Origin of the sequence: Roseovarius sp. (assembly GCF_965228755.1) — a bacterium.
In the GTDB taxonomy this organism is placed as follows: Bacteria; Pseudomonadota; Alphaproteobacteria; order Rhodobacterales; family Rhodobacteraceae; genus Roseovarius.
Genome location: NZ_CBDDIG010000013.1, coordinates 808716 through 835689, shown reverse-complemented (window position 1 = coordinate 835689; position 26974 = coordinate 808716). Strand labels below are relative to the sequence as shown.

Below are 26974 nucleotides of genomic sequence, written 5' to 3'. Positions count from 1 at the left end.
CCCGGCATTTGGCTTACTCGCAAGCGAGGGGGCCGGGAGGACATATGCCGCTTCAGATACTTCTGCCAATGGTGGTCATCGGCATTGCCGGAATCGTGGTTCTGCTGCATATGCTGGGCCGGTCGGAACTGGCCCGCCTCGAGGACGACGACGCCGCCCGGCGCGCGTGGCTGAGGGAATATCCCGGCACCCCGCCCGCCCGGGTGATCCTGAGCCATGACCGCCACGCCGCGCTGATCGAGTCGGCGCGGGGCGCAGGCGTGGTCTGGCCGATGGGGATGGACACGACCGCCCGTTTCCTCCGCGGCGCCACGATCCGCCGGACGAAAGACGGGCTGTGCATCGACCTGCCGGATTTCACCGCCCCCCGCATCCGGCTCAGGCTGAACGACGACGAGGCCGACCTCTGGCCGACGCTGATGGAGACGAAGAACACATGACCGAAGACCTGACCTATCCGGACGTGGTGAACTTCGCGGTTCCTTTCTTCATCGCCGCGATCCTGGCCGAGCTGGTCTGGATCCTGATCAAGCGCCGTGGCGGCCGGTACGAAACGCGCGACGCGCTGACCTCGCTGCTGATGGGGGCGGGCAACGTCGCCTCGGGCATCGTGCTGGGCTTCATCGCCTACGGCTTCTTCATGCTGCTGTGGGAGATCACGCCGCTCGACCTCGGCACCAGCCTCTGGGTGGTGCTGCTGTGCTTCGTGCTCGACGACCTGCGCTATTACTGGGTCCACCGCTTCGGCCACCGCATCCGCTGGGTCTGGGCCAGCCACGTGAACCACCATTCCAGCCAGCACTACAACCTCACCACCGCCCTGCGCCAGACATGGACGGGCACGTTCACCTTCATGATGCTGGTGCGCGCCCCGCTGATCCTGCTGGGGTTCCATCCGGCGATGGTGCTGTTCTGCGGCGGGCTGAACCTGATCTACCAGTTCTGGATCCATACCGAGGCGATCGGGCGGATGCCCCGCTGGTTCGAGGCGGTGATGAACACGCCCAGCCACCACCGCGTGCATCACGGGCGCAACCCGCGCTACCTCGATGCCAATTATGCCGGGGTGTTCATCGTCTGGGACAAGTTGTTCGGCACCTTCGTGCCCGAATACGAGAAGGAAAAGGTCGATTACGGCCTCGTCCACAATATCGGCACGTTCAACCCGCTGCGCGTGGCCTTCCACGAATGGGTGGCCATCTGGCGCGACGCCACGCAGCCGGGCCTGACCATGCGCGACCGGCTGATGTATTGCGTGATGCCCCCGGGCTGGAGCCATGACGGCTCGCGCACCATGTCCGACGGGATCAAGCGCAAGCATCTCGAGGCCCACCCCGAGGAGATCGGCACGCCCGGCTTCACCGACATGGCGGGCCGGCCGTGATCCCCGCCTTCCCCGGCTTCACCCGGCCGATGCACCCGGGCGAGGAGGCGGCGGTGGCGGACCTGCTCGACACAGCCTTCGGCGGCAGTGACGAAAGCCAACTGGTGGAGGCATTGCGCAAGTCCGGCGACATGGCGGGCGAGATGGTGCTGCCGATGGGCGAGCGGGTCATCGGCTACTACGCCCTGTCGCCGTTCCGCGCGCCAAAGGGCTGGCTGTGCCTTGCCCCCGTCGCCATCGCGCCCGACCTGCAAGGCCACGGCCATGGCCGCCGGATGATCGGGCAACTGGCGGAATGGGCGCGGCTGACGCGGCAGTACGTGGTCGTCCTGGGGCAAGTGGAATTCTACGAAAAGGCCGGCTTCCGCAAGGACCGCGCGGCAAAGCTCACCTCCCCCTACCCGCTCGAGCACACGCTGCTGGCCGGGCCGGGCGAGGATGCCCCGGCGCAGGCCCTGCGCTATCCCAAACCGTTCGACGGTCTCTGATGCGACTCTTCCTGCTCACCGCGCTGACGATGGTGGCCTTCGCGGCCAACTCGATCCTCAACCGGATGGCGCTGGCGGGCGGGCATATCGGCCCCACCGATTTCGGCACCATCCGCCTGTTTGCCGGGGCGGTGATGCTGGCCGGGCTCTGCGTCATCCTGCGCGGCGGGCTGCGGCTGGGCGGGCCGGCGCGGGCGGCGGGGATGCTGGCGCTGCTGGTCTACATGTACGGGTTCTCGCTGGCCTACGGGGCGCTCGATGCCGGGCTCGGCGCGCTGATCCTGTTCGGCACGGTGCAGGTCACCATGTTCGCCGGCGGCCTTCTGGCGCGCGAGGCGATGCCGCCCCGCCGCTGGATCGGCGCGGCGCTGGCGCTTGCGGGGCTCGCCTGGCTCCTCTGGCCCACCGGGCCGGTGCAGGTGAGCGTCCGCCACGGGCTTTTCATGGCCGCGGCCGGCGTCGGCTGGGGCATCTACTCGCTGGCCGGGCGCCGCGCCGAGGACGCGCTGCAGGCGACGGCGGCCAACTTCATCCTCGCCACCCCGGTGGGCGTGGTGATCGGCCTCGCCCTGCCCGTCGGCGCGGTCGACCTGACCATGCCTGGCGTGGCGCTCGCCGTCCTGTCAGGCGCCGTCACCTCCGGCATGGGCTACGCGCTGTGGTACAGCGTCCTGCCAAGGCTCGACGCCTCGATCGCGGCGGTGGCGCAGCTGACCGTGCCGGTGATCGCCATCGCGGGCGGGATGATCCTGCTGGGCGAAACGCTCGAGGGCGACACGGTGCTGGCCTCGGCCCTCGTCCTCGGCGGCGTCGCGGTCTCGGTCCTGCGCCGCCGCTGACGGGCATCAGCCCTCCGCCGGGCGCACCGCCAGAACCTCCAGCGCCACCGTGCCGGTGGGCTTGACCCAGTCCACCACGTCCCCCGGCTCGGCCTCCATCAAGGCCCGGGCCAGCGGCGAGACATGGGTGATAAGCCCCTTCTCCGGCTCCGCCTCGTCCTCCCCGACGATGGTATAGCTGGCCTCCCGGTCCTCCTCGTCCACGACCGTCACGGTTGTGCCGAACTGCACCCGCTCCGGCGCCTCCGGCGGGGTCACGAGAATGGCGCTCGATATCCGCGCCTCGACATAACGCAAGTCCCGCTCGGCCACCGCCAGCGGCGTCAGGTCGCCCGCCTCCTCCTGCCCGGCGCGCAGCCGTCCCACCTCGGCCTCCAGCGCTTCGGCCCGCGCCTTCAGCAAGGCCAGCCCGCGCGGGGTGACATGGTTGGGGTGCGGGCTGATCGGCAGGTCGGGCAGCCGCTCGGGCCCGCCGCCATCATCCTCTTTCGTGAAGGCCTTGTTCATGGTTTCACCAGCTCCTCCAGCGGATCATACCGAAACCCGCCCCCGAACGCGACATCCGGCAGGCTGTCGGGCTTGAGCGCGATCCCCGCCAGCTCCGTCCGCGTGAAGAACCGCCGCCGGTTGACGACCGCCTCTGGGTCAACCCACGCATCGGTCAATTCGCCGGCCCCGACCCGGCACCGAAAGAACATTTCGACCTGGTGGAACCCCCGCGCCTCGCTGTGAAACTCGTTCACGAGGCAAGGATCGCCCACCGAGATGGTCAGCCCGGTCTCCTCGTACACCTCGCGCACGAGGTTATCTTCCAGCGAGCTGTGCGTCTCCACCCCGCCGCCTGGCGCGCACCACAGCGCGCTTTCCTCGCTGGGATAGGCGTTGACCAGCAACAGCCGCCCGTCCTCGACGATCACCGCCCGCACCGCCAGACGTACCATGCAAGCGCCCCTCCATTCCGCGTCAGGGGCTGTTGTAACGCCGCCAATCGCTATATCTCAATCCCCATGAAAGCGCTTGCCACCGCCCTTGCCCTCATCCTCCCTGCGCCGGCCCTCGCCGATTGCGTGGTGCTGCTGCACGGGCTCGCCCGCACCGAGGCGTCCTTCATCGTGATGGAGGAGGCGCTGCGGGCACAGGGCTACACCACCTTCCGCTCCGACTATCCCTCGACCGAACAAACCATCGAACAGCTGGCCGAGGAAACCCTCCCCTTCGCCGTGCGCGTCTGCGGCGCCACGCAGGTCCATTTCGTCACCCATTCCATGGGCGGCATCCTCCTGCGCTACTGGCTTCAGGATCACCGGCCCGAACGGCTCGGTCGCGTGGTCATGCTCGCGCCCCCCAACCAGGGCTCGGAACTGGTCGACGAGCTGGGCGAGGTCGAGCTCTTCCAATGGATCAACGGCCCCGCCGCCCAGGAACTCGTCACCGGCGACGAGGGGCTGCCCGCCACCCTGCCGCCGGTCGATTTCGAGCTCGGCGTGATCGCCGGCACCCGCTCGCTCAACCCCTATTTCTCGACCCTGATCGAGGGGCCGGATGACGGCAAGGTCTCGGTCGCCTCGACACGGGTCGAAGGGATGGCCGACCATATCGAACTGCCCGTCACCCACACTTTCATGATGAACAACCCGATGGTGATCGCACAGGTCAGCGAATTCCTCGAAACCGGCGCCTTCGATCACCAGATGGACCTGGGCGACCTGTTCTGGGGCGGCAGCGAATGAGCCTCTCCCTTCGCCTCACCGGGGCCCGCGTGCTGCTGCCCGAGGGGCTGGCCGACACCGACCTCAACCTCGCCGCGGGCCGGATCACCGACGCGCGCCAGCCGCGAGAGATCGACCTCTCCGGCTTCCTCGTCCTGCCCGGCCTCGTCGACGCACATGGCGACGGGTTCGAGAAACACCTCGCCCCAAGGCGCGGCGCGATGAAGGATATCGGCCAGGGCCTGATCGCGGCCGAGGCGGAGCTGGCCGCCAACGGCATCACCACCGCCGTGCTCGCCCAGTTCTACAGCTGGGAGGGCGGCATGCGCGGGCCCGACTTCGCCGAACGCGTCTTTACCGGCCTCGAAGAGGTGCGCCCCAGGCTCGACACCACGCTGATCCCGCAACTGCGGTTCGAAACCCCGATGCTCGACGACTACGACGCCATGCAGGCCATGCTCCGCCGTTTCGCCATCCCCTACGTCGTCTTCAACGACCACCTGCCGCACGACGCGCTGGAAAAAGGCAAACGCCCGCCCCGCCTGACCGGGCAGGCCCTGCGCATCGGCCGCAACCCGGAGAAACATCTCGAATACATGCAAGGGCTGCACGCCCGCATGGGCGAAGTGCCCGCCGCCCTCGATACCCTCACCAAGTCGCTCGCCGCCGAAGGCATCCGCATGGGCAGCCACGACGACCGCACCCAAGCCCAGCGCGACCGGTGGCACGACATGGGCGTCCGCCTCGCCGAGTTCCCCGAAACGCAGGAGGCCGCCGAAGCCGCCCGCGCCACCGGCGACGGCGTGATCCTCGGCGCCCCCAACGTGGTCCGCGGCGGCTCGCATAACGGCAATGTCAGTGCCATCGACCTCGCCGCCATGGGCCTCTGCGACGCGCTGGCCTCGGACTATCACTACCCCTCGCTGCGCCGCGCCGCCTTCCTGCTGGCCGATGGCGGGGTCTGCGACCTCGCCGGCGCATGGTCCCTCGTCTCCGCCGGCCCGGCCCGCCTCCTCGGCCTCGACGACCGCGGCAGGCTCACCCCCGGCCAGCGCGCCGATCTCGTCATCCTCGACGCCACGACCCGCGACATCTGCGCCACGATCTCGGGCGGCCGGCTCACCCATCTCCGGGGCGAGGCCGCGGCGCGCTTCCTGGCCTGACCCGCACGGCCCCGGCCGCGCTAACCTTTTGTTAACCTTCTCCGGACTACCCTTGTCCGGCGGCAAAGGCTGGGGAGCCGATGGCCGCCCAAAGAGATGCGACCAAACACGCATTTCACGCGCCGCCGTCGGAGCGATCCGATGCGCGGCGCGCTGCGGTTCCAGCCCCCCCCGCTTCTTCTTGGTAAAAATATCCAATCCCGCCAGCCCGGCCCGCCGCCCGGCTTCAGGTTTAGCTCCGCGGCACCGCCCGTCAGGACGGACGAGCCGGCACGATCCGGTTCACATGCCCCATCTTCCGCCCCGGCTTGACCTCTGCCTTGCCGTAGAGATGCAGCGCCGCGCCCGCCTCCCGCGCGATCCCCGGCACCTTCTTCATGTCATCGCCGATCAGGTTCTCCATCACCACGTCGGCATACCGCCCGCCATCGCCCAGGGGCCACCCCGCCACGGCGCGGATATGCTGCTCGAACTGGTCGATGGTACAGCCCTGCTGCGTCCAGTGGCCCGAGTTATGCACCCGCGGCGCGATCTCGTTCACCACCAGCCCGGCCTCGGTCACGAACAGCTCCACCCCCATCACGCCCACGTAATCGAGCTTGTTGAGGATCTGCCCCGCCAGCAGCACCGCGTCCGTCCGCTGTTTCGTCGACAGCCGCGCCGGCACCGTCGTGGTCCGCAGGATACCGCCCTCGTGCACGTTCTCGCCCGGGTCGAAACAGGCGACAGAGCCATCCAGCCCCCGCGCCCCGATCACCGACACCTCGTGGCTGAAATTCACGAAACCTTCGAGGATCGCGGGCTGGCCGCCCATGTCCGCCAGCGCCTGTTCGGCCTCGGAAGCGGCGTTGATCCGCGCCTGCCCCTTGCCGTCATAGCCGAAGCGGCGCGTCTTCAGGATCGCCGGAAAGCCGATCTCCGACAGCCCCTCGGCCAGATCCTCGGCCTCGTCCACCGCCGCGAAAGGCGCGGTCTTCAACCCCAACTCGGCCAGGAACGCCTTTTCCACCAGCCGGTCCTGGCTCACCCGCAACGCATTGCGCCCCGGCCGCACCGGCTTCAGCGGTTCGAGGATATCGAGCGCCGAAGTGGGGATGTTCTCGAACTCGTAGGTGATGACGTCGACCGCCTCGGCAAAGGCGCGCAGCGCGGCCTCATCCTCGTACGACTTCTGGAAATGGTAGTTCGCCACATGGCTCGCCGGGCAATCGCCGCCCGGCTCGAAGATGCAGGTCTTGAACCCCAGCCGGCTCGCCGCCACGGCCAGCATCCGGCCAAGCTGTCCGCCGCCCAGAATGCCGATCGTGCTGCCCTGCGCCAGTGCCTCAACCATCCTGCGGCTCCTCCGGGATCGAGGCCGACAGCGCCTCGCGCCACGCGTCCAGCCGCTCTGCAAGCGCCGCATCGCCATTCGCCAGGATCGCCGCCGCCATCAGCCCGGCATTAGCCGCCCCGGCCTCGCCGATCGCCATGGTCGCCACCGGGAAGCCCTTGGGCATCTGCACGATGGAATACAGGCTGTCGACCCCCGACAGCGCCTTCGTCTGCACCGGCACGCCGATCACCGGCACGCGCGTCTTCGACGCCATCATCCCCGGCAGGTGCGCCGCACCCCCGGCCCCGGCGATGATCACCTTCAGCCCGCGCCCGGCGGCCGCCCTGCCATAGTCCCACAACCGGTCGGGCGTGCGATGCGCCGAGACGATCTTCGCCTCGTAGGCCACCCCCAGCTCGTCGAGTATGTCGGCCGCCTTCTTCATCGTGGCCCAGTCCGACTGGCTGCCCATGATGATGCCCACGGAAATTTCGGCCATGCTGCGCCCTCTCGCGATCCGCCCCGGTGTCAGGAGCGCGCACTATACCGATCACTTGCCGTTACGCAATGATGTCCGGGTAAAGCCTGTCCTCGATCCACGAGATGCGGTCCTTCAGGCGCAGCTTCTGCTGCTTGAGCCGCTTGATTGTCAGCCGGTCGCTGGTGCCGCGCTCCTCGAGCGCGTGGATCGCCTCGTCGAGGTCACGGTGCTGGCGGCGAAACTCCTCCAGCTCCACCCGCAGCACCTCGTCGGATTTCATCGACAGGTCGCTCAACATGTTCATCCGGGCCGATTCCCCTGAAGATCAGACATCCCAAGATACCGCCAAAGCCGCATTTCGCAAAGCCCTTGCGCCCGGAAGACCCTGATACCATATTTCTCTGGCAGGGTCGCCGCAAAGGGGCCCGGGCACAAGACGGACGGTCGCTTAATCGAAAAGGACGCACCGATGACAAAGCTATCCCTGGGGTCGCACCCCTATATGCTCGGCTTCGAGCAGCTTGAGCGCATGCTGGAACGCAGCGCCAAGTCGGGCAACGAGGGCTATCCGCCCTTCAACATCGAGCAGACGTCGGACACCTCCTACCGCATCACGCTCGCCGTGGCGGGCTTTGGCGAGGGCGACCTCTCGATCACCGTGGAAGACCGGCAACTGGTCATCCGCGGGCGTCAGCGGGACGACTCGGATCACCGGGTGTTCCTGCATCGCGGCATCGCGGCGCGTCAGTTCCAGCGCTCTTTCGTGCTGGCCGACGGGGTCGAGGTGGGCGAGGCCCTGATGGAAAACGGCCTCCTGCACATCGACCTGAAGCGCGCCCAGCCGGAAACGGTGGTGCAGACCATCAACATCAAGAAGGGATAAGCGGTATGGATACCAGATACGATTTCGACAACGGCACCGCCGTCGAGGAAGAACGGGCCATCGTCTATGTCCGCCCGGTCAAGGTCGACGACCTGCCCGCCGACGTACAGCAACAGGCCATGGGGCTGGAAACGCTCTATGCCGTGCACAATGCCGACGGCGAACGCCTCGCGCTGGTGCGCGACCGGGCGCTGGCCTTCGTGCTGGCCAAGCAGCACGACATGGAACCCGTCGCGGTTCACTGAGACACCCTTGCCGGCGGCCGCCCCCATGGCCGCCGGGCAACCCGGTGCCGGGGGCAAACTCGCACTGGCCAAGCCTTGCCGCGCCTGCCATATCTGGCCCCGTTCTCCAGACCCAAGGCGCCGAGGCCCCATGACCCAGATCATCACCGCCCTTTCCGAGATTTCCGGCCGCTACAAGGCGATGTTCGTCGACCTGTGGGGCTGCCTGCATAACGGCGTCACCGCCTACCCCGAGGCCGTCGCGGCCATGCAGGACTACCGGAAAGCCGGCGGCGTGGTGGTGCTGGTCACCAACGCCCCGCGCGCCCGCAGCGGGGTCGAGCGGCAACTGGTCAAGTTCGGCGTGCCCGAGGACGCGTGGGACACCATCGCCACCTCCGGCGACAGCGCGCGCATGGCCATGTTCCGCGGCGCCGTGGGCCGCAAGGTCTATTTCGTGGGCCAGGATCACGACCTGAAATTCTTCGACCCGCTCAAGATCATCGACGACCCGGTCGAGGTGACCAGCGTGCCGCTGGCCGAGGCCGAGGGCATCGTCTGCTGCGGCCCCTTCGACCCTGTTGCCGATCTCGACGAGATGCGCGCCGACTTCCTCTATGCCAAGCAGAAGGGCATGAAACTGCTCTGCGCCAACCCCGATATCGTGGTCGACCGCGGCGATATCCGCGAATGGTGCGCCGGCGCGCTGGCCCGGCTTTATACCGAAATGGGCGGCGAAAGCCTCTATTTCGGCAAGCCCCACCCGCCGATCTACGACCTCGCCCACCGCCGACTGGCCGAGCTGGGCCGCGACTTCTCGAACGACCAGATCCTCGCCGTGGGCGACGGCGCCCATACCGACATCGCCGGCGCCATGGGCGAGGATATCGACAGCCTGTTCATCTCCGGCGGCCTTGCCGCCGAGGCGACCAAGACGACGAAGCAGCCCGACCCCGACGCGCTAAAGGCCTATCTCGACATGGAAAAGGTGTCGCCCACATACACCATCGGCTTCCTGCGCTGACAAATTACCCCTTGATTTTCTGCACCCGCGAAGTAATTAAGTTGCCAGATCGGCCCTGAATCGGTCCGAAAGTTACCCACTCGCAGACCTCGGAGGGTCGAATGTTGGACAACATGCCGCGCGGAACCATCACCATCGAGGAAATCGAGATGGGCATGACCCGCCACCTGCGGAAGGTCGTCACCGACGAGGATATCGAGATGTTCGCGCAAGTTTCGACCGACCGGAACCCGGTGCATCTCGACGACGAGTACGCCCAGGACACCATCTTCGAGGGCCGCATCGCCCATGGCATGCTGACGGCCGGGCTGATCTCGGCCGTCATCGGTGAACAGCTTCCGGGCCATGGCACCGTCTACATGGGCCAGACGCTCAAGTTCCTTGGGCCCGTCCGCCCCGGCGACATGGTCCATGCCGAGGTCGAGGTGATCGGCATCGACCACGCCAAGCGCCGCGTCCAGCTCGACTGCCGCTGCATGGTCGACGGCAAGAAGGTGCTCATCGGCGAGGCCACGGTGCTTGCGCCTTCGGGCAAGTTCGACTGACACCAGCCCCTTGAAAAGCGGCGTCTCCCCCATCAGCTTTGCCTGACACGCACCATACATGCTATGGTGGTGCCCCAAACTGATGGAGGACATCCCAATGGACGCCATTCAGACGACAGAATACGCCCGCGCCCTGTTCAGCGCACGCGGCAACAAGGCCATGGCCGAAGCGGCGCAACGGATGCGCGATTGCGAAGAGGCCGGCAAGACGGACGAGGCGGAAGACTGGAAGCGCATCCGCCTCGCCATCAGCGAGTTGCGCGGGCCCAACCAGGGCTGACGCGGCTCAACGCCCCTGCAGCGCCTGGTCGAGGGCGCTGTAGGTGGGCAGGCCGAATTCCCGTTCCATCACCTCCTGCCAGCGGTCCTCGAACCGGCGGCGGATTTCGTCCGAGATCTCCGCCCCGCTTTTCCCAGAGGCGACCTTGGTCGCGGCCCCGCCCGGCGGCAGGCCACAGGCGGCATCGCGCGCCTGCCGCACGAGGTGATCGTCGAACTGGCGCCCGTGCCGCTTCATGAAGGCGAACCCGGCCTGTTCCGTGGCAATCGCCCGCGTCGCGGCATCGTACCCGCCCATGAAATCCGCCACCCGGTCCACCACGCCCGGCAGGTTGCGCTTCATCTCCTCGAACGTGACCAGCAGCACGTCCTCGCGCCCCCGCTGCCGCAGCCACGAAGACGCGTGCGCCCAGTAATCCTCCCCGCGCCGCAGGTAGTAATCGGCGAAATCGTCCACGCTGATCGCGCCGGTCTCGAACCACCAGCCCTCGAAGAACCGGTAAAGCGAGATCATCGCATCCACTGGGTCGCGAAACACCACGATGTACCGCCCGCCCTTCGGGATGTCGTCCCAGCCCAGGTGGCTCTTGAACGCCCGCGGCGCGGCCACCTGCGGGGCGTTCACGTCGACCCCCATGTCATGCGCCAGTTCCAGCCACGGCACCACTTCCGTGATCTCGTCGAAATCCATCGACCCGCCCGAGCGCAACCCGTGCACCACCTGCTGCATCCATGTCGTACCGCACTTGGCATAGGGCGAGATGAAGATATCGCCTGGATCGGGGCGGTAGGCGAGGCCGATGCGTTCGCCGGCTTCGGTCGAAAACCCGGTGATCGCGTCAAGCTCCTCGATCGTCGTCGCGCGGCGGAATGTCCTGTCGCTGTCCATGCCCGGCAGATTGGCAGCGCCCCGACGCCGAGGCAAGCGCCAAGCGCCCCGGATCGCGTCTTGCACCCGCGCCCGCATGGGGCTACGCAAACGCCATGCGCATCATCCGCGATTTCACCTATCTCGACCCGGCCGACCGCGGCGCTTCCGTCGCCATCGGCAATTTCGACGGTGTCCATATCGGCCACCAGTCGGTGATCGAGCAGGCCCGCGCGGCCGGAGACGCCATCGGCGCACCACTGGGCGTGCTGACGTTCGAGCCGCACCCGCGCCAGTATTTCGCCCCCGATGCCCCGCCCTTCCGCCTGATGAACCCCGAGGCGCGCGCCCACCGGCTGGAAAAGCTGGGGGTCGAACGGCTCTACGAGCTGAATTTCAACGCCGCCCTCGCCGGCCTGTCGCCGCGCGAATTCGCCGGCAAGGTGATCCGCGACGGGCTGGGCCTGTCGCACGTGGTGGTGGGCGCCGATTTCTGCTTCGGCAAGGGCCGCGCGGGCGATGCCGCCGACCTCGTGGCCTTTGGCAAGGAGATGGGCTTCGGCGTCACCATCGCCGAGCTGCTTGAGGGCGACAATGGCGAGGTCTCCTCCACCGCTATCCGCAACGCCCTGTCCGACGGCCGCCCGCGCGATGCCGCGCGGATGCTGGGCCACTGGCACCGGATTGACGGGCCGGTGATCGGCGGCGAGCAGCGCGGCCGCGACCTTGGCTACCCCACCGCAAATATGTCGATCGAAGGCCTCCACCCGCCCAAGTTCGGCGTCTATGCCGTGCTGGCCGACGTGCTCGACGGTCCGCACAAGGGCCACTACCACGGCGCCGCCTCGCTCGGCGTGCGGCCGATGTTCCACGGCGAGGTGCCCAACCTCGAAACCTTCATCTTCGACTTCTCGGGCGACCTCTACTCCGCCGACCTCTCCGTCGCGCTGGTCGAGTATCTCAGGCCGGAAGAAACCTTCGACAGCCTCGAGGCCTTCATCGCCCAGATGGACGCCGACTGTACCCGCGCCCGCGACATCCTCGACGCACTATGACCGACGATCCCATCGACCGGACCGGCCTGCGCCCGCGCTTTTGGGAGACGACGCCGCTCAACCGCATGACCCGCGCCGAGTGGGAAGCGCTCTGCGACGGCTGCGGCAAGTGCTGCCTCAACAAGCTGGAAGACGAAGAGACCGGCGAGGTGGCGCTGACCCGCGTCGCCTGCCGCCTGTTCGACGACACGACCTGCCGCTGCGCGCAATACGACATCCGCCACCAGTTCGTGCCGGAATGCATCACCCTGAGCCCGAAGAACCTCGACCGCAACCTCTACTGGATGCCCGAAACCTGTGCCTACAAGCTTCTGCATCTGGGCAAACCGCTCTATGACTGGCACCCGCTGATCTCGGGCACGCCCGACACGGTGCACGACGCGGGCGTCTCGGTGCTGAACAGCACCGTGCCCGAGTTCGAGGTCGACGAGGACGACTGGGAAGACCACCTGATCGAGGAGCCTGGCGCATGAATTTCGCCTCCGACAATTGCGGCCCCGCCCACCCCGAGGTGCTGGCCGCCATCACCGCCGCGAACCAGGGCTTTGCCCCCTCCTACGGCGCCGACGGGCTGATGGATGCCGTCCGCGACCGCATCCGCGAGCTGTTCGAGGCGCCCGAGGCCGAGGTCTTCCTCGTCGCCACCGGCACCGCCGCCAACGCGCTGGCGCTGGCCACGCTGGCCCAGCCATGGCAGACCATCTTCTGCACCCCGCTCGCCCATATCCAGCGCGACGAATGCCACGCCCCGGAATTCTACACCGGCGGCTGCAAGCTCACGCTGGCCGGCGAAGGCGACAAGATGACCCCCGAGACGCTGGATGCGGCCATCGAAAGCTGGACGGCAGGCGACGTGCACGTCTCGCAGCGCGGGCCCGTGGCACTGACGCAGGTCACCGAGATGGGCCGCGTCTACAGCCTCGAGGAGCTGGCCGCCCTGACCGAGGTCGCCCACGCCCATGTCCTGCCCGTCTACATGGACGGCGCCCGCTTCGCCAACGCGCTCGAGGCGCTCGGCTGCACCCCGGCCCAGATGACCCACGAGGCCGGCATCGACGCGTTCAGCCTCGGCGGCTCCAAGAACGGCTGCTTGGGCGTCGAGGCGGTGGTCTTCTTCGACCCCGACAAGGCCTGGGAATTCGAACTGCGCCGCAAGCGCGCCGCGCATCTCTTCTCCAAGCACCGCTACCTCTCGGCCCAGATGCTGGCCTACCTCACCGACGACCTCTGGCGCCGCTCGGCGCAGACGGCGAACGCCCGCGCCGCCCGGCTGGCCGAGGGGCTGAAAACCGTGCCCGGCGCCAGCTTCGAGGTCGAACCGCAAGCCAACATGATCTTCGCCCGCCTGCCCCGCGCCACCCACCAGCGCCTGCACGCGGAAGGCGCGGTCTACGGCCTCTACGACGGCCCGCTCGACGAGGGCGACGGCAAGGAGCCGCTGCCGGCCCGGCTGGTCTGCGACTGGTCGATCACCGAGGACGAGATCGACCGGTTCATCGCGCTGGCCAAGGGGTAAGGCCCGCCGGCGCCGCGCGCGTGGCGGCGTCGGAATTTGGATATTTGGACCAAGAAGAAGCCCGAGCCGCGCGCCCGAATTCGGTCAGAGCGTGCCCGAGAGGTGCATGTCGAGATCCTCCAGCCGGTCCTGCCCCCAGAACATCTGACCGTCATCGGTGATGTAGAAGGGCGAGCCGAAGACGCCGGCCGCGACCGCTTCCTCGAGGTTGGCGGCATAGGTCTCGGCCCCGCTCAGCAACCCGCTATCGGCCAGCGCGGGGTCGAACTCGGCCCATTCGAGACAGCTCCGGATCACCTCGTCCTGCGCGATGTCCCGATCCTCGGCCCAGACGGCCCGCAGGATGCCGTGCACCAGCGCCCCCATATGCCCGCCGCCCGCCTCCTGCGCGGCGATCACGGCATAGGAGGAGGGCGCGGCATTGGTCGGGAAATGCGCGGGCTTGGGGTTCAGCTTCATCCCCGCCTTCTTGGCCTGCCGCGGCAGGTCCTGCGCGCGATAGGCATTGCGGCTGGGATGCCGCTCGCCCGGCGGCAGGCCCCCGGTGCGCGGGAACAGCGCCATGATATCCAGCGGCTTGTAAGTGATCGTCGCGCCGTGCCGCCCGGCGATTTCCTCCAGCCGCGTGCCGGCAAGGTAGGTGAACGGCGACAGGGTGGAAAAATAATAATCTATATGGGCCATTTCGTCTCTCCTCCGGTCCCGCGTCCTTTGCCATACGTGACGCGCGTGCTAAGCGGTGTCAACGTCACGATTCTGTCATCGAAGGCCACCCGGGGACCCCTGCCAATGTCGATCTCGTCCGAGCCGAAGCTCATTTCCGGCAATGCGAACCTGCCGCTTGCCAATGCCATCACCCGCCGCATGTCGATGCATCGCGGCACCCGGATCGGGCTGGTCGATGCCCGCGTCGAACGGTTCAACGACCAGGAGGTCTTCGTCGAGGTGTTCGAGAATGTCCGCGGCGAGGACATGTTCATCATCCAGTCGACATCGAACCCCGCCAACGACAACCTGATGGAACTGCTGATCATGGCCGACGCGCTGCGCCGCTCCTCGGCCAAGCGCATCACCGCCGTGATCCCCTATTTCGGCTACGCAAGGCAGGACAGGCGCACCAAGGCGCGCACGCCCATTTCCGCCAAGCTGGTGGCCAACATGATCGTCGAGGCCGGCATCGAGCGGGTGCTGACCATGGACCTGCACGCCGCCCAGATCCAGGGCTTCTTCGACATCCCCGTCGACAACCTCTATGCCTCGCCGGTCTTCGCGCTGGATATCCAGACCCAGTTCAAGGGCCATCTCGACGACGTCATGATCGTCTCTCCCGACGTGGGCGGCGTGGCCCGCGCCCGGGAACTCGCCAAGCGGATCAGTGCGCCGCTTTCGATCGTCGACAAGCGGCGCGAAAGGGCGGGCGAGGTCTCGGAAATGACCATCATCGGCGAGGTCACCGACAAGATCTGCATCATCGTCGACGACATGTGCGACACCGCCGGCACCATGTGCAAGGCGGCCGAGATCCTGCTGGAAAACGGCGCGCGCGAGGTGCACGCCTATGTCACCCACGGCGTGCTCTCGGGCCCGGCGGTCGAGCGGATCACCAATTCCAAGCTCAAGTCGATGGTCATCACCGATACGATCGCGGCGCCCGACCCGGTGAAGAACACGCCCAACATCCGCATCCTGCCCACCGCCCCGGTCTTTGCCCAGGCGATCCTGAACATCTGGAACGGCACAAGCGTGTCGTCGCTTTTCGAGATCCCGACGCTCGAGCCGATCTACGAGGGCCAGTTCGGCAACTGAGGCGCCTCAGTAGAGGTCCCAGTCATCCTCCGACCGGAGCGCGCCGATCGCCATCCAGCGCATCCGGGCGCGGGCGACACGCGTGTCGCCCCATGTCCGGAAGACAAGCTCGAACCCCTCGGGCGTCACGTTGTCGGTGCTGACATCGGCGCGCATGTTCGCGGCGCTGTCCACGTCCCACATCGACAGGCTTGCGAAGACCGTGGGCGGCGCCTGGAACGGGCGGCTGAACTGCACCGCCCTGCGGCGCTCGCGCGGGCCAGAGCCCGTCCACATCTCGCCATCGTCCTCGAAATCCGAGAACATCACGTCGTCGCCGTCGTCGATCCCGATGGTCCGTCCCGAGAGTTCTTTCATTCGTCCTGATCTTCCGCCCTTCGCTGAAGCGGTCTTATAGGCGTATTTGGACGGAAATGCGCAACAAAAATGGAAAATCCCGGCCAAGCAACTGATCTGGCGGGCGTTTTGGAAAGGTGCGTCGTGCCAGGACTACCGGAACTGGTTCTCGTAATCCCGCACGTGATCCGGAAAAAGCCTTTCGTACTCGGCCGCGTCTATCCCGATCGCATCGACCTCGTATTCGATCTCATCCCCCAGGTCGTATTCGAACAGAACGACACCACCATGGCAGTCAACAGGCTGCCCATCGGCAGTCGAAATCGATAATCCCAGCCAACGAACTGTCCCCGGATCGCTGTCCTTCTCAGGCGTCGCCGTTCTTCTGAAAGCCGCGAACGGGCTGGCGGGAATAAACGTGCCGAACGCCGCACCCATGGGCGGATCGCCCCCTTCCAGCCGGGTATTTCCGATAACCTCACCCTCGAAAAGCACTTGGTACATCAGGTCGCACGCCTCGATTTCCACAGGGGGACACGGTTTCAGGCGGTTGGAGACCTGTCAACAACCGCCGCCACGCCGCCACGGAACAGCCCGCCCCAAAAGCAAAAGGCCCCGCTCTCCGGGGCCTTTCCTGTCACTGCAACGCGGTCGAAGCGGCCGGTTACGGCGCCGCCGCGCGCGAGGTGGTCGCAAGGCCGATCTCGTCGCCCATCGCCACCATGTCGGCCAGCAGCTTGGCGGCCTCGTCGACCGGGCCGGGCTCGTTCTTGTAGGCGTCCTGCGCCTTTTCCAGCCGGGTGTTGGCCTCGCGGATCATCTCGTCGAAATGCTCCTGCGTGACCTCCTCGCGCGGGATGGCGCGCTCGGCCAGGACCGAGATGCTTTCCGGGTTGATCTCGGCGAAGCCGCCGGTCACCACGTAGGATTGCGTGCCCTCGGCCCCCGTCACGGTGACGACACCGGGGCGCAGCGTCGTGATCAGCGGCGCGTGATCGGGCAGCGCGGTCATGTCGCCCTCGGCACCCGGGATCTGCACTTCCCTGGCCTCGACAGAAGCCAGAAGCCGCTCGGGGCTTACCAGATCGAATTGGACTGTGTCAGCCATTCACTGTCTCCTTTGGGAGAGGATGCCGCGCCCCTTGAAGGCGCGGCGCGATGCTTAGGCGGCTTCCGCGGCCATCTTCTCGGCCTTGGCCTTCACCTCGTCGATGCCGCCAACCATGTAGAAGGCGCCCTCGGGCAGGTGATCGTACTCGCCGGCGACCACGGCCTTGAAGGACGAGATCGTGTCTTCCAGCGGCACCTGGACGCCGTCGGAACCGGTGAACACCTTGGCCACGTCGAACGGCTGCGACAGGAAGCGCTGGATCTTCCGGGCGCGGGCGACGGTCAGCTTGTCCTCTTCCGACAGTTCGTCCATGCCGAGAATGGCGATGATGTCCTGCAGCGACTTGTAGCGCTGAAGGATCCCCTGAACGTCACGGGCCACCTTGTAGTGCTCTTCGCCCACGATCGCCGGGTCCATCAGGCGCGAGGTCGAGTCGAGCGGGTCCACGGCCGGGTAGATGCCGAGCTCGGAAATCGCGCGCGACAGAACGGTCGTGGCGTCGAGGTGGGCAAAGGTCGTGGCGGGCGCGGGGTCGGTAAGGTCGTCCGCGGGCACGTACACGGCCTGGATCGAGGTGATCGAGCCCTGCTTGGTCGAGGTGATGCGTTCCTGCATCGCGCCCATGTCGGTGGCCAGCGTCGGCTGGTAGCCCACGGCCGAGGGGATACGACCCAGAAGCGCCGACACCTCGGAGCCCGCCTGCGTGAAGCGGAAGATGTTGTCGACGAAGAACAGAACGTCGGTCCCCGACTGGTCGCGGAACTGCTCGGCCAGCGTCAGGCCGGTCAGCGCAACGCGGGCACGGGCCCCCGGAGGCTCGTTCATCTGGCCGTAGACCAGCGCCACCTGGCTCTGTTCGAGGTTGTCGGGCTTGATGACCTCGGATTCGATCATCTCGTGGTAGAGGTCGTTGCCCTCACGGGTCCGCTCGCCCACACCGGCGAAAACCGAGTAGCCCGAGTGCACCTTGGCGATGTTGTTGATCAGTTCCATGATCAGAACCGTCTTGCCCACGCCGGCGCCGCCGAACAGGCCGATCTTGCCGCCCTTGGCGTAGGGCGCCAGCAGGTCGACCACCTTGATGCCGGTCACGAGGATTTCCGACTCGGTCGACTGTTCCTCGAACTCGGGCGCCGGCTGGTGGATGGCGCGGGTCTCTTTCGCCTTGATCGGCGCACCCTCGTCCACCGGCTCGCCGATCACGTTGATGATCCGGCCCAGCGTCGCGTCGCCCACCGGCACGCTGATCGGGCCGTCCATGTCGGTCACTTCCTGGCCGCGGACAAGACCTTCGGTCGCGTCCATCGCGATGCAGCGCACGGTGCTTTCACCAAGGTGCTGCGCCACTTCCAGAACCAGCCGCTTGCCGTTGTTGTCGCATTCCAGCGCGTTCAGAATCTCGGGCAGGTGGTCGCTGAACTGAACGTCCACCACGGCGCCGATCACCTGCGTGATTGTGCCTTTAGCGTTTGCCATGTTTCGTCTCCGGTTTTCGTCAGAGCGCCTCAGCGCCCGAAATGATTTCAATAAGCTCGTTGGTGATGACGGCCTGACGCGAGCGGTTGTACTCGATGGTCAGCTTGTCGATCATCTCGCCGGCGTTGCGGGTGGCGTTGTCCATCGCCGACATCCGCGCGCCCTGTTCCGAGGCACCGTTCTCCAGCAGCCCGCTGAAGATGGCGGTGGCCACGGCCCGCGGCAGAAGCTCGCGCAGGATCTCGTCCTCGCCCGGCTCGAAATCGTAGAACGTGCCGTCATCCTGTGCCTGCTCGTCCCCGCCGACATCGGCCGGGATGACCTGCTGCATCGTCGGGATCTGGCTGACCACGTTCTCGAACCGCGAGAAGAAGATCTTGGCGACGTCGAACTCCTCGGCCTCGAACCGGTCGAGGATGTTCGCCGCCACGCCCTGCGCGTCGGCATAGCCCACATTGCGCACGTCGGACATGTCGACATGGTCGACGAACAGGTCCGAGTGATCCCGCTTGAGCGCGTCACGGCCCTTCTTGCCGACGGTGATGATCTTCACCGTCTTGCCGGCGGCCTTGAGCTTTTCGACCTCGGCGCGGGCCAGCTTGGCGATGTTGCCGTTGAAGCCGCCGCACAGGCCCCTCTCGGCGGTCATCACCACCAGTAGGTGGGTCTGATCGCTGCCGGTGCCGCGCAGAAGCTTCGGCGCGCTCTCGCTGTCGCCGACCGAGGCGGCCAGCTTGGTCATCACGGCGTTGAACCGCTCCGCGTAGGGCCGCGCCATCTCGGCGGCATCCTGTGCCCGCCGCAGTTTCGCGGCGGCCACCATCTGCATGGCCTTGGTGATCTTGCGGGTCGATTTGACCGACTCGATCCTGTTTTTAAGGTCCTTAAGACTCGGCATTGCCTCGTCCCCCCTTATGCGAAGTCAGCGGCGAACTCGTCCAGCGCAGCCTTGAGCTTCTCCTCGGCTTCCCCGGCAATCTTCGGGTCTTCCTTGGTGATGTAGTCAAGCAGGTCCTGGTGCTTCGACCGCAGGTGGTTGAGCAGCCCGGCCTCGAACCGGCCAACCTCGCTGACCTTCAGCTTGTCGAGATAGCCTTTCGTGCCGGCATAGATGACACAGACGATCTCGGCGTTGGTCAGGGGCGAGTATTGCGGCTGTTTCATCAGCTCGGTCAGGCGCGCGCCCCGGTTCAGCAGCTGCTGCGTCGCGGCGTCGAGGTCCGACCCGAACTGGGCGAAGGCCGCCATCTCGCGATACTGGGCAAGCGACAGTTTCACCGGGCCGGCGACCGACTTCATCGCCGAGGTCTGGGCCGACGAACCAACCCGGCTCACCGACAGACCGGTGTTCACGGCCGGGCGGATACCCTGGTAGAACAGCTCGGTTTCAAGGAAGATCTGGCCGTCGGTGATCGAGATCACGTTGGTCGGAATGAAGGCCGACACGTCGCCACCTTGCGTTTCGATGATCGGCAGCGCCGTCAGCGAGCCCGCGCCGTTTTCCTCGTTCAGCTTGGCCGAACGTTCCAGCAGGCGGGAGTGAAGGTAGAAAACGTCGCCCGGGTAGGCTTCACGCCCCGGCGGACGGCGAAGCAGCAGCGACATCTGGCGATAGGCAACGGCCTGTTTCGACAGGTCATCGTAAACGATCAGCGCGTGGCGGCCGTTGTCGCGGAAATGCTCGGCCATGGCGGTTGCCGAATAGGGCGCCAGGAACTGCATCGGCGCCGGGTCCGACGCGGTGGCGGCCACGACGATGGAGTATTCCATCGCGCCGTTCTCTTCCAGCTTCTTCACCAGCTGCGCAACGGTCGACCGCTTCTGGCCGACGGCCACGTAGACACAGTAGAGCTTCTGGCTCTCGTCGTCGCCGGCGGCCTCGTTGTAGGATTTCTGGTTCAGGATCGTGTCGAGCGCCACGGCGGTCTTGCCGGTCTGGCGGTCGCCGATGATCAGCTCGCGCTGGCCACGGCCGATCGGGATCATGGCGTCGACCGATTTCAGGCCTGTCGCCATCGGCTCGTGCACCGATTTACGCGGGATGATGCCCGGCGCCTTGGTGTCGGCCACGCCACGGGTCTTGGCACCGATCGGGCCCTTGCCGTCCAGCGGGTTGCCCAGAGCGTCGACAACGCGGCCCAGCAGCTCGTCACCGATCGGAACGTCCACGATCGACTTGGTGCGCTTGACGGTGTCGCCTTCCTTGATCTCGCGGTCCGAGCCGAAGATCACGACGCCGACGTTGTCGGTTTCCAGGTTCAGCGCCATCCCCATGACGTTGCCCGGGAATTCCACAAGCTCACCGGCCTGCACGTTGTCGAGCCCGTAAACCCGCGCGATCCCGTCACCGACCGAAAGAACCCGGCCGACCTCGGCCACTTCGGCCTCTTTGCCGTAGTTCTTTATCTGGTCCTTCAGGATCGCAGAAATCTCTGCAGCTTGGATACCCATTTATCCGACCTCTTTCATTGCGTTCTGGAGGGAATTGAGGCGCGAGCGGATCGAGGTATCGATCATCTTCGAGCCCACCTTGACGATAAGACCGCCGATGAGGCTTTCATCGACGGTCGCATTGATATTGACGTCCTTGCCCACGGTGGCCTTGAGCGTCTTGGCAAGTTTGTCCGACTGGGTCTTGGTCAGCGCCTTGGCGCTGGTCACGTCGGCGGTCACCTCGCCCTTGTCCTCGGCGATCATCTCGCGCAGCTTCACGATCAGCTGCGGCAGCACGAAGAGGCGGCGCTTCTCGGCCATCAGGCCCAGGCCGTTCTTCAGCACCGGCTCGAGGCCCATCTTGTCGGCAATCGCCATGACCGCCGCCTTCTGCTCCGACCGGGGCACGATCGGGCTGGCGATCAGCTCGGCGAACTCGTCGCTGGTGTCCAGCGCGGCAGCAAGATCGGTGACGTTGGATTCAAGTTTCGCCAGAGACTTGTCGTCTTTCGAAATCTCGAAAATGGCGGTGGCATAGCGCGCGGCGATGCCGGAGGAGATCGAAGCTGGTTCGGACACGTCCACCCTTCCGATTTCTGGCCCCGGTTCAGCAAAATGACGGCATAGGGATGCCGTCGTCCGGGGGCGTTAGGACACGATGCCTGTCTGTAAACATCGAAATTCGGCTGGGGTGTAGCAGAGCCTTGCGGACCTAGCAAGCGGCTTGAAACCCACGGTATACAATTGAATACCAAGCGTTTTCAAAGGCTTAATCCACCTGCGACCGAATGCGCATATTTTCCGCGAAGAAAAACCTGCGGATTTCTTCACGAAACCGCGATTCCTTCGCGTGGCGGCCCCGCGAAACGCCTTGTGACAAAGGCCTGTCGTTAGCGCCACCATCCCTCGCGGCCCGGCGCGGCCACCTGCGGCGACGGACGCGCGCACCGACGCAATACCGACAAAATACCGACGTTACACCGGCTTGGCCTCGGGCTTCGGCTGAAGCACCCCCAGCGGCTTCCTGACGGTCTCTCTCAGCCCCGGCCCGATCGGCGCCTGCACCCGCTTCGTCGCCATCACCAGCAGCACCCCGCCCGCCGCCACCACCGACAGCGAGCCGCCCAGCTTCTCCCACATCCCCGAGGTCTTGCGCCAGAACCGCTTCTCCGACGGCGGCTGGTACAGGGTCGTGGCATGGCCCTCGGGCAGGAAGTTGTGTGATTTCAACTGGTTCTCAAGCTGGCTCTGGGTATAGGGCCGGCCGAAGCCGAACGGTGTCCGGTCACTCCGCGACCACAGGCCCGCCCGGTTCGGTACGATGAACAGCGCCGATCCCCCCGGCCCCAGCACCCGCCAGCATTCCTCCAGCAACGCGCTCGGCTGCTCGCTCGTCTCCAGCCCGTGCACCACCAGCAGCTTGTCGACATGCCCGGTCTCGACCGGCCACCACGTCTCCTCGCACAGAACCGAGACATTCGGCATCCCCTGCGGCCACCCGATCACCCCCTGCGGCGCCGGCATGCAGGCGATGACCCGTTTGCTGTCGGCCAGGTAGGGCCGCAGGAACGGCACCGCGAAACCGAAGCCCAGCACAGTCTGACCCTTGGCCTCGGGCCAGAACGTCTGCACCTCGGCGCGGATGATCTTCTGCGCAGCCCGGCCCAGCGCGCTGCGGTAATAGAAATTCCTAAGATCCTGCACATCAAGATGCATTGCAGCCGCTGTCCCGATCAGTCAGTCTGAAGGGTATCAGTAACCGGCCAATGGGGAAACACAATGACACTGCAGATCGAAACCGTTCCCTGCCTGTCCGACAATTATGCCTTCCTCGCGCATGATCCGGACACCGGCGAGACCGCGGTGATCGACGTGCCCGAGGCGGCGCCGATCCTGAAGGCGCTGGCCGACAAGGGGTGGACCGCGACGCAGGTCCTGCTCACCCACCACCACGCCGACCACGTGCAGGGGCTCGACGCGCTCCTGGCCAAGCACGACGCCAAGGTCGTGGGCGCCGCCGCCGACGCTCACCGCCTCCCGCCGCTCGACACCGCCGTTAAGGAAGGCGAAACCATTCGCATCGGCAACGAAAGCGGCGAGGTGATCGAGGTCTCCGGCCACACCATCGGCCACATCGCCTTTCACTTCCCCGTCTCCAGGGTCGCCTTCACCGCCGACAGCCTGATGGCGCTCGGCTGCGGCCGGGTGTTCGAGGGGACCATGCCGCAGATGTGGGAAAGCCTGCAGAAACTCGCGGCCCTGCCGCCCGAGACCACCATCTGCTCGGGACATGAATACACCGCCGCCAACGCCCGTTTCGCCCTGACCATTGATCCCGACAATCCCAAGCTTATATCCCGGTCAGAGGCGGTCGAAACAGCCCGGGCGAACGGCCAACCCACCGTGCCCTCCACCCTCGCCGAAGAGCTCGCCACCAACCCGTTCCTGCGCGCAGGGGATCCGCGCATCCAGGACCATCTTGGCCTGACAGGCGCCACCCCGGCCGAGGTCTTCGCCGAAATCCGGACGCGCAAGGACAATTTCTGAAAAAACCCGATCGTTTCCGGCCGGGCACAAAATAGGTGCAAAACCTCAATAACGTTTAGAAATGTGATCGGATGCCACGAAAAAAAACTTGAAGGACTCGGCAGATCGACCAAACTTTAAACCTATGAGGTCAAGACTCCGGACAGCGATCCGGACGCAGATCAGAAGGAGCACAGGAAAGTGCCATCATTCTCGACGACACTTGAGCAGGCAATTCATGCGGCCCTCGCACTGGCCAACGCGCGGCGGCACGAATTTGCGACGTTGGAACATCTTCTCTTGGCCCTGATCGACGAGCCCGACGCCTCGCGCGTGCTCAAGGCGTGCTCGGTCGACACCGAGGATCTGCGCGCCACGCTCGTGGAATTCATCGACGAGGATCTGTCGAACCTCGTCACCGACATCGACGGCTCCGAGGCGGTGCCCACCGCCGCCTTCCAGCGCGTGATCCAGCGCGCGGCCATCCACGTTCAATCCTCCGGCCGGACGGAAGTCACCGGCGCCAACGTGCTCGTCGCCATCTTCGCCGAGCGCGAGTCGAACGCCGCCTACTTCCTGCAGGAACAGGACATGACCCGCTACGACGCGGTCAACTTCATCGCCCACGGCGTCGCCAAGGATCCGGCCTATGGCGAAACCCGCCCCGTTCAGGGCGTCAGCGACATGGACGGCGAGAAGACCAAGTCCGACAGCAGCGGCCCCGAGGCCGTGGAACAGGGCGAAAGCGCCCTGGCCAAGTACTGCGTCGACCTGAACGAGAAATCCCGCCGCGGCGATGTCGACCCGCTGATCGGCCGCGACCACGAGGTCGAGCGCTGCATCCAGGTGCTCTGCCGCCGGCGCAAGAACAACCCGCTTCTCGTGGGCGACCCGGGCGTCGGCAAGACCGCCATCGCCGAGGGGCTCGCGCACAAGGTCGTGCAGGGCGAAACGCCGAAAGTTCTTTCAAAAACAACGATTTACTCTCTCGACATGGGCGCACTGCTGGCCGGCACGCGCTATCGGGGCGACTTCGAGGAACGCCTGAAAGCGGTCGTGACCGAGCTCGAGGCGCACCCCGACGCGGTGCTCTTCATCGACGAGATCCACACCGTCATCGGCGCCGGCGCCACCTCGGGCGGCGCGATGGACGCCTCCAACCTCCTGAAGCCCGCGCTTCAGGGCGGCAAGCTGCGCTGCATGGGCTCCACCACCTTCAAGGAGTTCCGCCAGCATTTCGAGAAGGACCGCGCCCTTTCCCGCCGGTTCCAGAAGATCGACGTGGTCGAGCCCACGGTCGAGGACGCGATCAAGATCCTCAAGGGCCTCAAGCCCTATTTCGAGGATCACCACAGCGTGAAATACACCAATGACGCCATCAAGTCGGCGGTGGATCTCTCGGCCCGCTACATCAACGACCGCAAGTTGCCCGACAAGGCCATCGACGTCATCGACGAGGCCGGCGCGGCTCAGCATCTCGTCGTCGCCTCCAAGCGGCGCAAGTCGATCGGTCCGAAGGAAATCGAGGCCGTGGTCGCCAAGATCGCGCGCATTCCGCCGAAGAACGTCTCGAAGGACGACGCAGAGGTGCTCAAGGATCTCGAAGGCGCGCTCAAGCGCGTGGTCTTCGGGCAGGACAAGGCCATCGAGGCCCTGTCGAGCGCCATCAAGCTGGCCCGTGCCGGCCTGCGCGAACCCGAGAAGCCCATCGGCAACTACCTCTTCGCCGGCCCGACCGGCGTGGGCAAGACCGAGGTTGCCAAGCAACTGGCCGACTCGCTCGGCGTGGAACTGCTGCGCTTCGACATGTCGGAATACATGGAGAAGCACGCCGTCTCCCGCCTGATCGGCGCGCCTCCGGGCTATGTCGGCTTCGACCAGGGCGGCCTGCTGACCGACGGGGTGGACGAGCATCCGCACTGCGTTCTCCTTCTCGACGAGATCGAGAAGGCGCATCCGGACGTGTTCAACATCCTCCTGCAGGTGATGGACCACGGCAACCTGACCGACCACAACGGCCGCACGGTGAACTTCCGCAACGTGGTGCTGATCATGACCTCGAACGCCGGGGCGACGGAACAGGCCAAGGCCGCCATCGGCTTCGGCCGCGACCGCCGCGAGGGCGAGGATACCGAGGCGATCGAACGCACCTTCACGCCGGAATTCCGCAACCGGCTGGATGCGGTCATCTCCTTCGCGCCGCTGCCGAAAGAGGTGATCCTGCAGGTGGTCGAGAAGTTCGTCCTGCAACTGGAAGCCCAGTTGCTTGACCGGAACGTGACCATCGAACTGACCGAACCCGCCGCCGCATGGCTTGGCGAGAAGGGCTACGACGACAAGATGGGCGCGCGCCCGCTCGGCCGCGTCATCCAGGAGCACATCAAGAAACCGCTCGCCGAAGAGCTTCTGTTCGGCAAACTGTCCAAGGGCGGCATCGTCAAGGTTGGAGTCAAGGACGGCAAGATCGATCTTCAGTACGAAGGTCCGAGCCGTCCCCGTCTGTCGGGAAAAAAGCCGCCACTTCTGACGGCTGACTGATGTCACCGTCGCGGTTTGCGGCACTGATTGGCGCGGCCCTCTGGGCCGCGCCTTCGTTTGCAGAGCCCCCGCAGCTTACCCTCCCCATCGACTGCACCCTCGGTCAGACCTGCTTCATCGAGGATTACGTCGATGCCGATCCGGGCCCCGGCCAGCAAGACTACACCTGCGGCCTCAAAAGCCGCGACGACCATCGCGGCACCGATATCACCCTGCCTTCCTTCGACGCGATGGAAAGCGGCGTCAGCGTGCTCGCCGCCGCTCCCGGCCGCGTCGCCGCCCTGCGCGACGGCATGGCCGACATCGCCGTCACCGACGACACCCGCGACAGCATCCGCGGTCGCGAATGCGGCAACGCCGTGCGCCTCGACCACGGCGACGGCTGGCAGACCCTCTATTGCCACATGAAGAACGGCTCCCTCACCGTGCGCGAGGGGCAGAGCGTGGCGGCAGGCGATCCGCTCGGCCTCGTCGGGCTCAGCGGGCTGACCAACAACCCGCATATCCACCTGACCGTCCTGAAAGACGGCCAGATCACCGACCCCTTCCGGCCCGACGGCGCCCGATGCGGCGCCGCCCCCGACAACGGCCTCTGGAAAACCGCCCCCGCCTACACGCCGACGGGCCTCTTCACCGCCGGTTTCTCCACCGCCGTGCCGTCGCTCGAAGACGTCCAGACCGGCGCCGCCCGGGTCACGCAGACCACGCCCGATGAGCCTCTCGTCCTCTACGGCCACGCCTTCCATGCCGAACCGAACGACACCCTGACCCTCACTGCCAGCGGCCCCGGGGGAGAAATCTTCGCCCGCACCGTCACCCTGATCGACCCCCAGCCCCAGCTTTTCCGCGCCTATGGTCGCCGCAGCCCCGAAGGCGGCTGGCCCGCAGGCCGGTATCGCGGCTATGTCACGCTGAAACGCGGCGACACGCTCATCGCCGCCCGCCACGCCGACATCACCGTCAGCCCCTAACGCC

At 66.2% G+C, this 26974-nt stretch carries 33 protein-coding genes; 18 read left to right on the top strand and 15 right to left on the bottom strand.

Translation table 11 applies throughout. From position 1 onward, the window contains the following. The first annotated feature begins 44 nt into the window (after positions 1 to 44). Genes ACO07J_RS22420 through ACO07J_RS22405 form a run of 4 tightly spaced genes read left to right on the top strand, consistent with a single transcriptional unit; the run spans position 45 to position 2711 of the window. Complete coding sequence (locus tag ACO07J_RS22420) at positions 45 to 440, top strand: hypothetical protein (protein ID WP_422033130.1); 396 nt, start codon at positions 45 to 47, stop codon at positions 438 to 440. Continuing rightward, positions 437 to 1384 (top strand): sterol desaturase family protein, encoded by a 948-nt coding sequence (locus ACO07J_RS22415; protein ID WP_422033125.1) that lies wholly within the window; start codon positions 437 to 439, stop codon positions 1382 to 1384. The genes ACO07J_RS22420 and ACO07J_RS22415 overlap by 4 nt, the downstream gene beginning before the upstream one ends. Next, entirely contained in the window at positions 1381 to 1872 is a 492-nt protein-coding gene (locus ACO07J_RS22410; RefSeq protein ID WP_422033123.1) for a GNAT family N-acetyltransferase, read from the top strand. The genes ACO07J_RS22415 and ACO07J_RS22410 overlap by 4 nt, the downstream gene beginning before the upstream one ends. Then, complete coding sequence (locus tag ACO07J_RS22405) at positions 1872 to 2711, top strand: DMT family transporter (protein ID WP_422033121.1); 840 nt, start codon at positions 1872 to 1874, stop codon at positions 2709 to 2711. The genes ACO07J_RS22410 and ACO07J_RS22405 overlap by 1 nt, the downstream gene beginning before the upstream one ends. A gap of 6 nt (positions 2712 to 2717) precedes the next feature. On the opposite strand, the gene ACO07J_RS22400 is transcribed toward ACO07J_RS22405, so the two are convergent. Together ACO07J_RS22400 and ACO07J_RS22395 are read right to left on the bottom strand one after the other, a co-directional pair. Continuing rightward, complete coding sequence (locus ACO07J_RS22400; RefSeq protein WP_422033119.1) at positions 2718 to 3218, bottom strand: GreA/GreB family elongation factor; 501 nt, start codon at positions 3216 to 3218, stop codon at positions 2718 to 2720. After that, positions 3215 to 3652, bottom strand: coding sequence for an NUDIX domain-containing protein (locus ACO07J_RS22395; protein ID WP_422033117.1), 438 nt, complete (start codon positions 3650 to 3652; stop codon positions 3215 to 3217). The genes ACO07J_RS22400 and ACO07J_RS22395 overlap by 4 nt, the downstream gene beginning before the upstream one ends. 66 nt (positions 3653 to 3718) lie before the next feature. Between ACO07J_RS22395 and ACO07J_RS22390 the strand changes: the two genes are divergently transcribed. Together ACO07J_RS22390 and ACO07J_RS22385 are read left to right on the top strand one after the other, a co-directional pair. Further along, entirely contained in the window at positions 3719 to 4441 is a 723-nt protein-coding gene (locus tag ACO07J_RS22390) for an esterase/lipase family protein (protein ID WP_422033115.1), read from the top strand. Beyond that, the gene (locus ACO07J_RS22385; protein WP_422033113.1) at positions 4438 to 5583 is read left to right on the top strand and encodes an alpha-D-ribose 1-methylphosphonate 5-triphosphate diphosphatase; all 1146 of its coding nucleotides are present in this window, start codon (positions 4438 to 4440) and stop codon (positions 5581 to 5583) included. The genes ACO07J_RS22390 and ACO07J_RS22385 overlap by 4 nt, the downstream gene beginning before the upstream one ends. 253 nt (positions 5584 to 5836) lie before the next feature. Here ACO07J_RS22385 and ACO07J_RS22380 read toward each other — a convergent pair whose 3' ends face one another. From ACO07J_RS22380 to ACO07J_RS22370, 3 genes are all read right to left on the bottom strand, one after another. Continuing rightward, a complete protein-coding gene (locus ACO07J_RS22380; protein WP_422033111.1) occupies positions 5837 to 6916 on the bottom strand; it encodes a 5-(carboxyamino)imidazole ribonucleotide synthase in 1080 nt (359 codons plus the stop codon). After that, positions 6909 to 7397, bottom strand: coding sequence for a 5-(carboxyamino)imidazole ribonucleotide mutase (gene purE, locus ACO07J_RS22375; protein ID WP_422033109.1), 489 nt, complete (start codon positions 7395 to 7397; stop codon positions 6909 to 6911). Before purE ends, ACO07J_RS22380 begins: the two co-directional genes overlap by 8 nt. Positions 7398 to 7458: 61 nt before the next feature. After that, entirely contained in the window at positions 7459 to 7683 is a 225-nt protein-coding gene (locus ACO07J_RS22370; protein WP_057817721.1) for a YdcH family protein, read from the bottom strand. A 165-nt stretch (positions 7684 to 7848) separates the two neighbouring features. Between ACO07J_RS22370 and ACO07J_RS22365 the strand changes: the two genes are divergently transcribed. The 5 genes from ACO07J_RS22365 to ACO07J_RS22345 all read left to right on the top strand — a co-directional run bounded on the left by ACO07J_RS22365 (position 7849) and on the right by ACO07J_RS22345 (position 10335). Further along, positions 7849 to 8262, top strand: coding sequence for an Hsp20 family protein (locus ACO07J_RS22365; protein WP_300895038.1), 414 nt, complete (start codon positions 7849 to 7851; stop codon positions 8260 to 8262). A gap of 5 nt (positions 8263 to 8267) precedes the next feature. Continuing rightward, on the top strand, positions 8268 to 8507 hold the full coding sequence (locus ACO07J_RS22360; RefSeq protein ID WP_422033106.1) for a DUF1150 family protein: 240 nt from the start codon (positions 8268 to 8270) through the stop codon (positions 8505 to 8507). Between the two features lie 130 nt (positions 8508 to 8637). Next, complete coding sequence (locus ACO07J_RS22355; RefSeq protein ID WP_422033104.1) at positions 8638 to 9510, top strand: TIGR01459 family HAD-type hydrolase; 873 nt, start codon at positions 8638 to 8640, stop codon at positions 9508 to 9510. A 101-nt stretch (positions 9511 to 9611) separates the two neighbouring features. After that, entirely contained in the window at positions 9612 to 10055 is a 444-nt protein-coding gene (locus ACO07J_RS22350; protein ID WP_057817713.1) for a MaoC family dehydratase, read from the top strand. A gap of 97 nt (positions 10056 to 10152) precedes the next feature. Then, complete coding sequence (locus tag ACO07J_RS22345) at positions 10153 to 10335, top strand: hypothetical protein (protein ID WP_422033102.1); 183 nt, start codon at positions 10153 to 10155, stop codon at positions 10333 to 10335. Between the two features lie 6 nt (positions 10336 to 10341). Here ACO07J_RS22345 and ACO07J_RS22340 read toward each other — a convergent pair whose 3' ends face one another. Next, entirely contained in the window at positions 10342 to 11223 is an 882-nt protein-coding gene (locus tag ACO07J_RS22340) for a sulfotransferase domain-containing protein (protein WP_422033100.1), read from the bottom strand. 95 nt (positions 11224 to 11318) lie between these two features. Here ACO07J_RS22340 and ACO07J_RS22335 point away from each other — a divergent pair, with 95 nt between their 5' ends. From ACO07J_RS22335 to ACO07J_RS22325, 3 genes are read left to right on the top strand one after another with little or no spacing between them, the layout of a single operon-like run. Beyond that, the gene (locus ACO07J_RS22335) at positions 11319 to 12257 is read left to right on the top strand and encodes a bifunctional riboflavin kinase/FAD synthetase (RefSeq protein ID WP_422033098.1); all 939 of its coding nucleotides are present in this window, start codon (positions 11319 to 11321) and stop codon (positions 12255 to 12257) included. Next, entirely contained in the window at positions 12254 to 12730 is a 477-nt protein-coding gene (locus ACO07J_RS22330; protein WP_422033096.1) for a YcgN family cysteine cluster protein, read from the top strand. The genes ACO07J_RS22335 and ACO07J_RS22330 overlap by 4 nt, the downstream gene beginning before the upstream one ends. Further along, complete coding sequence (locus ACO07J_RS22325) at positions 12727 to 13773, top strand: threonine aldolase family protein (protein WP_422033094.1); 1047 nt, start codon at positions 12727 to 12729, stop codon at positions 13771 to 13773. Before ACO07J_RS22330 ends, ACO07J_RS22325 begins: the two co-directional genes overlap by 4 nt. A gap of 84 nt (positions 13774 to 13857) precedes the next feature. Here ACO07J_RS22325 and ACO07J_RS22320 read toward each other — a convergent pair whose 3' ends face one another. After that, positions 13858 to 14457 carry a 2-hydroxychromene-2-carboxylate isomerase gene (locus tag ACO07J_RS22320; RefSeq protein WP_422033092.1) on the bottom strand — a complete coding sequence of 200 codons (600 nt, stop codon included), beginning with the start codon at positions 14455 to 14457 and terminating at the stop codon, positions 13858 to 13860. Between the two features lie 105 nt (positions 14458 to 14562). Between ACO07J_RS22320 and ACO07J_RS22315 the strand changes: the two genes are divergently transcribed. Beyond that, the gene (locus tag ACO07J_RS22315; RefSeq protein WP_422033090.1) at positions 14563 to 15579 is read left to right on the top strand and encodes a ribose-phosphate pyrophosphokinase; all 1017 of its coding nucleotides are present in this window, start codon (positions 14563 to 14565) and stop codon (positions 15577 to 15579) included. 6 nt (positions 15580 to 15585) lie between these two features. Here ACO07J_RS22315 and ACO07J_RS22310 read toward each other — a convergent pair whose 3' ends face one another. The 8 genes from ACO07J_RS22310 to ACO07J_RS22275 all read right to left on the bottom strand — a co-directional run bounded on the left by ACO07J_RS22310 (position 15586) and on the right by ACO07J_RS22275 (position 22651). Beyond that, positions 15586 to 15936 carry an H-type lectin domain-containing protein gene (locus ACO07J_RS22310; RefSeq protein ID WP_422033088.1) on the bottom strand — a complete coding sequence of 117 codons (351 nt, stop codon included), beginning with the start codon at positions 15934 to 15936 and terminating at the stop codon, positions 15586 to 15588. A 132-nt stretch (positions 15937 to 16068) separates the two neighbouring features. After that, positions 16069 to 16419 carry a hypothetical protein gene (locus ACO07J_RS22305; RefSeq protein WP_422033086.1) on the bottom strand — a complete coding sequence of 117 codons (351 nt, stop codon included), beginning with the start codon at positions 16417 to 16419 and terminating at the stop codon, positions 16069 to 16071. A 160-nt stretch (positions 16420 to 16579) separates the two neighbouring features. After that, positions 16580 to 17023, bottom strand: a complete 444-nt coding sequence (locus ACO07J_RS22300; protein ID WP_350158669.1) for a F0F1 ATP synthase subunit epsilon — start codon at positions 17021 to 17023, stop codon at positions 16580 to 16582. Between the two features lie 54 nt (positions 17024 to 17077). Beyond that, on the bottom strand, positions 17078 to 18502 hold the full coding sequence (atpD, locus tag ACO07J_RS22295; RefSeq protein ID WP_422033084.1) for a F0F1 ATP synthase subunit beta: 1425 nt from the start codon (positions 18500 to 18502) through the stop codon (positions 17078 to 17080). Positions 18503 to 18521: 19 nt separating this feature from the next. Then, complete coding sequence (locus tag ACO07J_RS22290) at positions 18522 to 19400, bottom strand: F0F1 ATP synthase subunit gamma (protein WP_422033082.1); 879 nt, start codon at positions 19398 to 19400, stop codon at positions 18522 to 18524. Between the two features lie 14 nt (positions 19401 to 19414). After that, the gene (gene atpA, locus ACO07J_RS22285) at positions 19415 to 20953 is read right to left on the bottom strand and encodes a F0F1 ATP synthase subunit alpha (RefSeq protein WP_422033080.1); all 1539 of its coding nucleotides are present in this window, start codon (positions 20951 to 20953) and stop codon (positions 19415 to 19417) included. Then, positions 20954 to 21514 (bottom strand): F0F1 ATP synthase subunit delta, encoded by a 561-nt coding sequence (locus ACO07J_RS22280; RefSeq protein WP_422033078.1) that lies wholly within the window; start codon positions 21512 to 21514, stop codon positions 20954 to 20956. A 396-nt stretch (positions 21515 to 21910) separates the two neighbouring features. Further along, complete coding sequence (locus ACO07J_RS22275; RefSeq protein WP_422033076.1) at positions 21911 to 22651, bottom strand: methyltransferase domain-containing protein; 741 nt, start codon at positions 22649 to 22651, stop codon at positions 21911 to 21913. Positions 22652 to 22714: 63 nt separating this feature from the next. Between ACO07J_RS22275 and gloB the strand changes: the two genes are divergently transcribed. The 3 genes from gloB (at position 22715) to ACO07J_RS22260 (ending at position 26970) form a co-directional block, all read left to right on the top strand. Continuing rightward, complete coding sequence (gloB, locus tag ACO07J_RS22270; protein WP_422033074.1) at positions 22715 to 23482, top strand: hydroxyacylglutathione hydrolase; 768 nt, start codon at positions 22715 to 22717, stop codon at positions 23480 to 23482. Between the two features lie 180 nt (positions 23483 to 23662). After that, positions 23663 to 25999, top strand: a complete 2337-nt coding sequence (gene clpA, locus ACO07J_RS22265) for an ATP-dependent Clp protease ATP-binding subunit ClpA (protein WP_422033072.1) — start codon at positions 23663 to 23665, stop codon at positions 25997 to 25999. Then, positions 25999 to 26970, top strand: a complete 972-nt coding sequence (locus tag ACO07J_RS22260) for a M23 family metallopeptidase (RefSeq protein ID WP_422033070.1) — start codon at positions 25999 to 26001, stop codon at positions 26968 to 26970. The genes clpA and ACO07J_RS22260 overlap by 1 nt, the downstream gene beginning before the upstream one ends. The last annotated feature ends 4 nt before the right edge of the window (positions 26971 to 26974 follow it).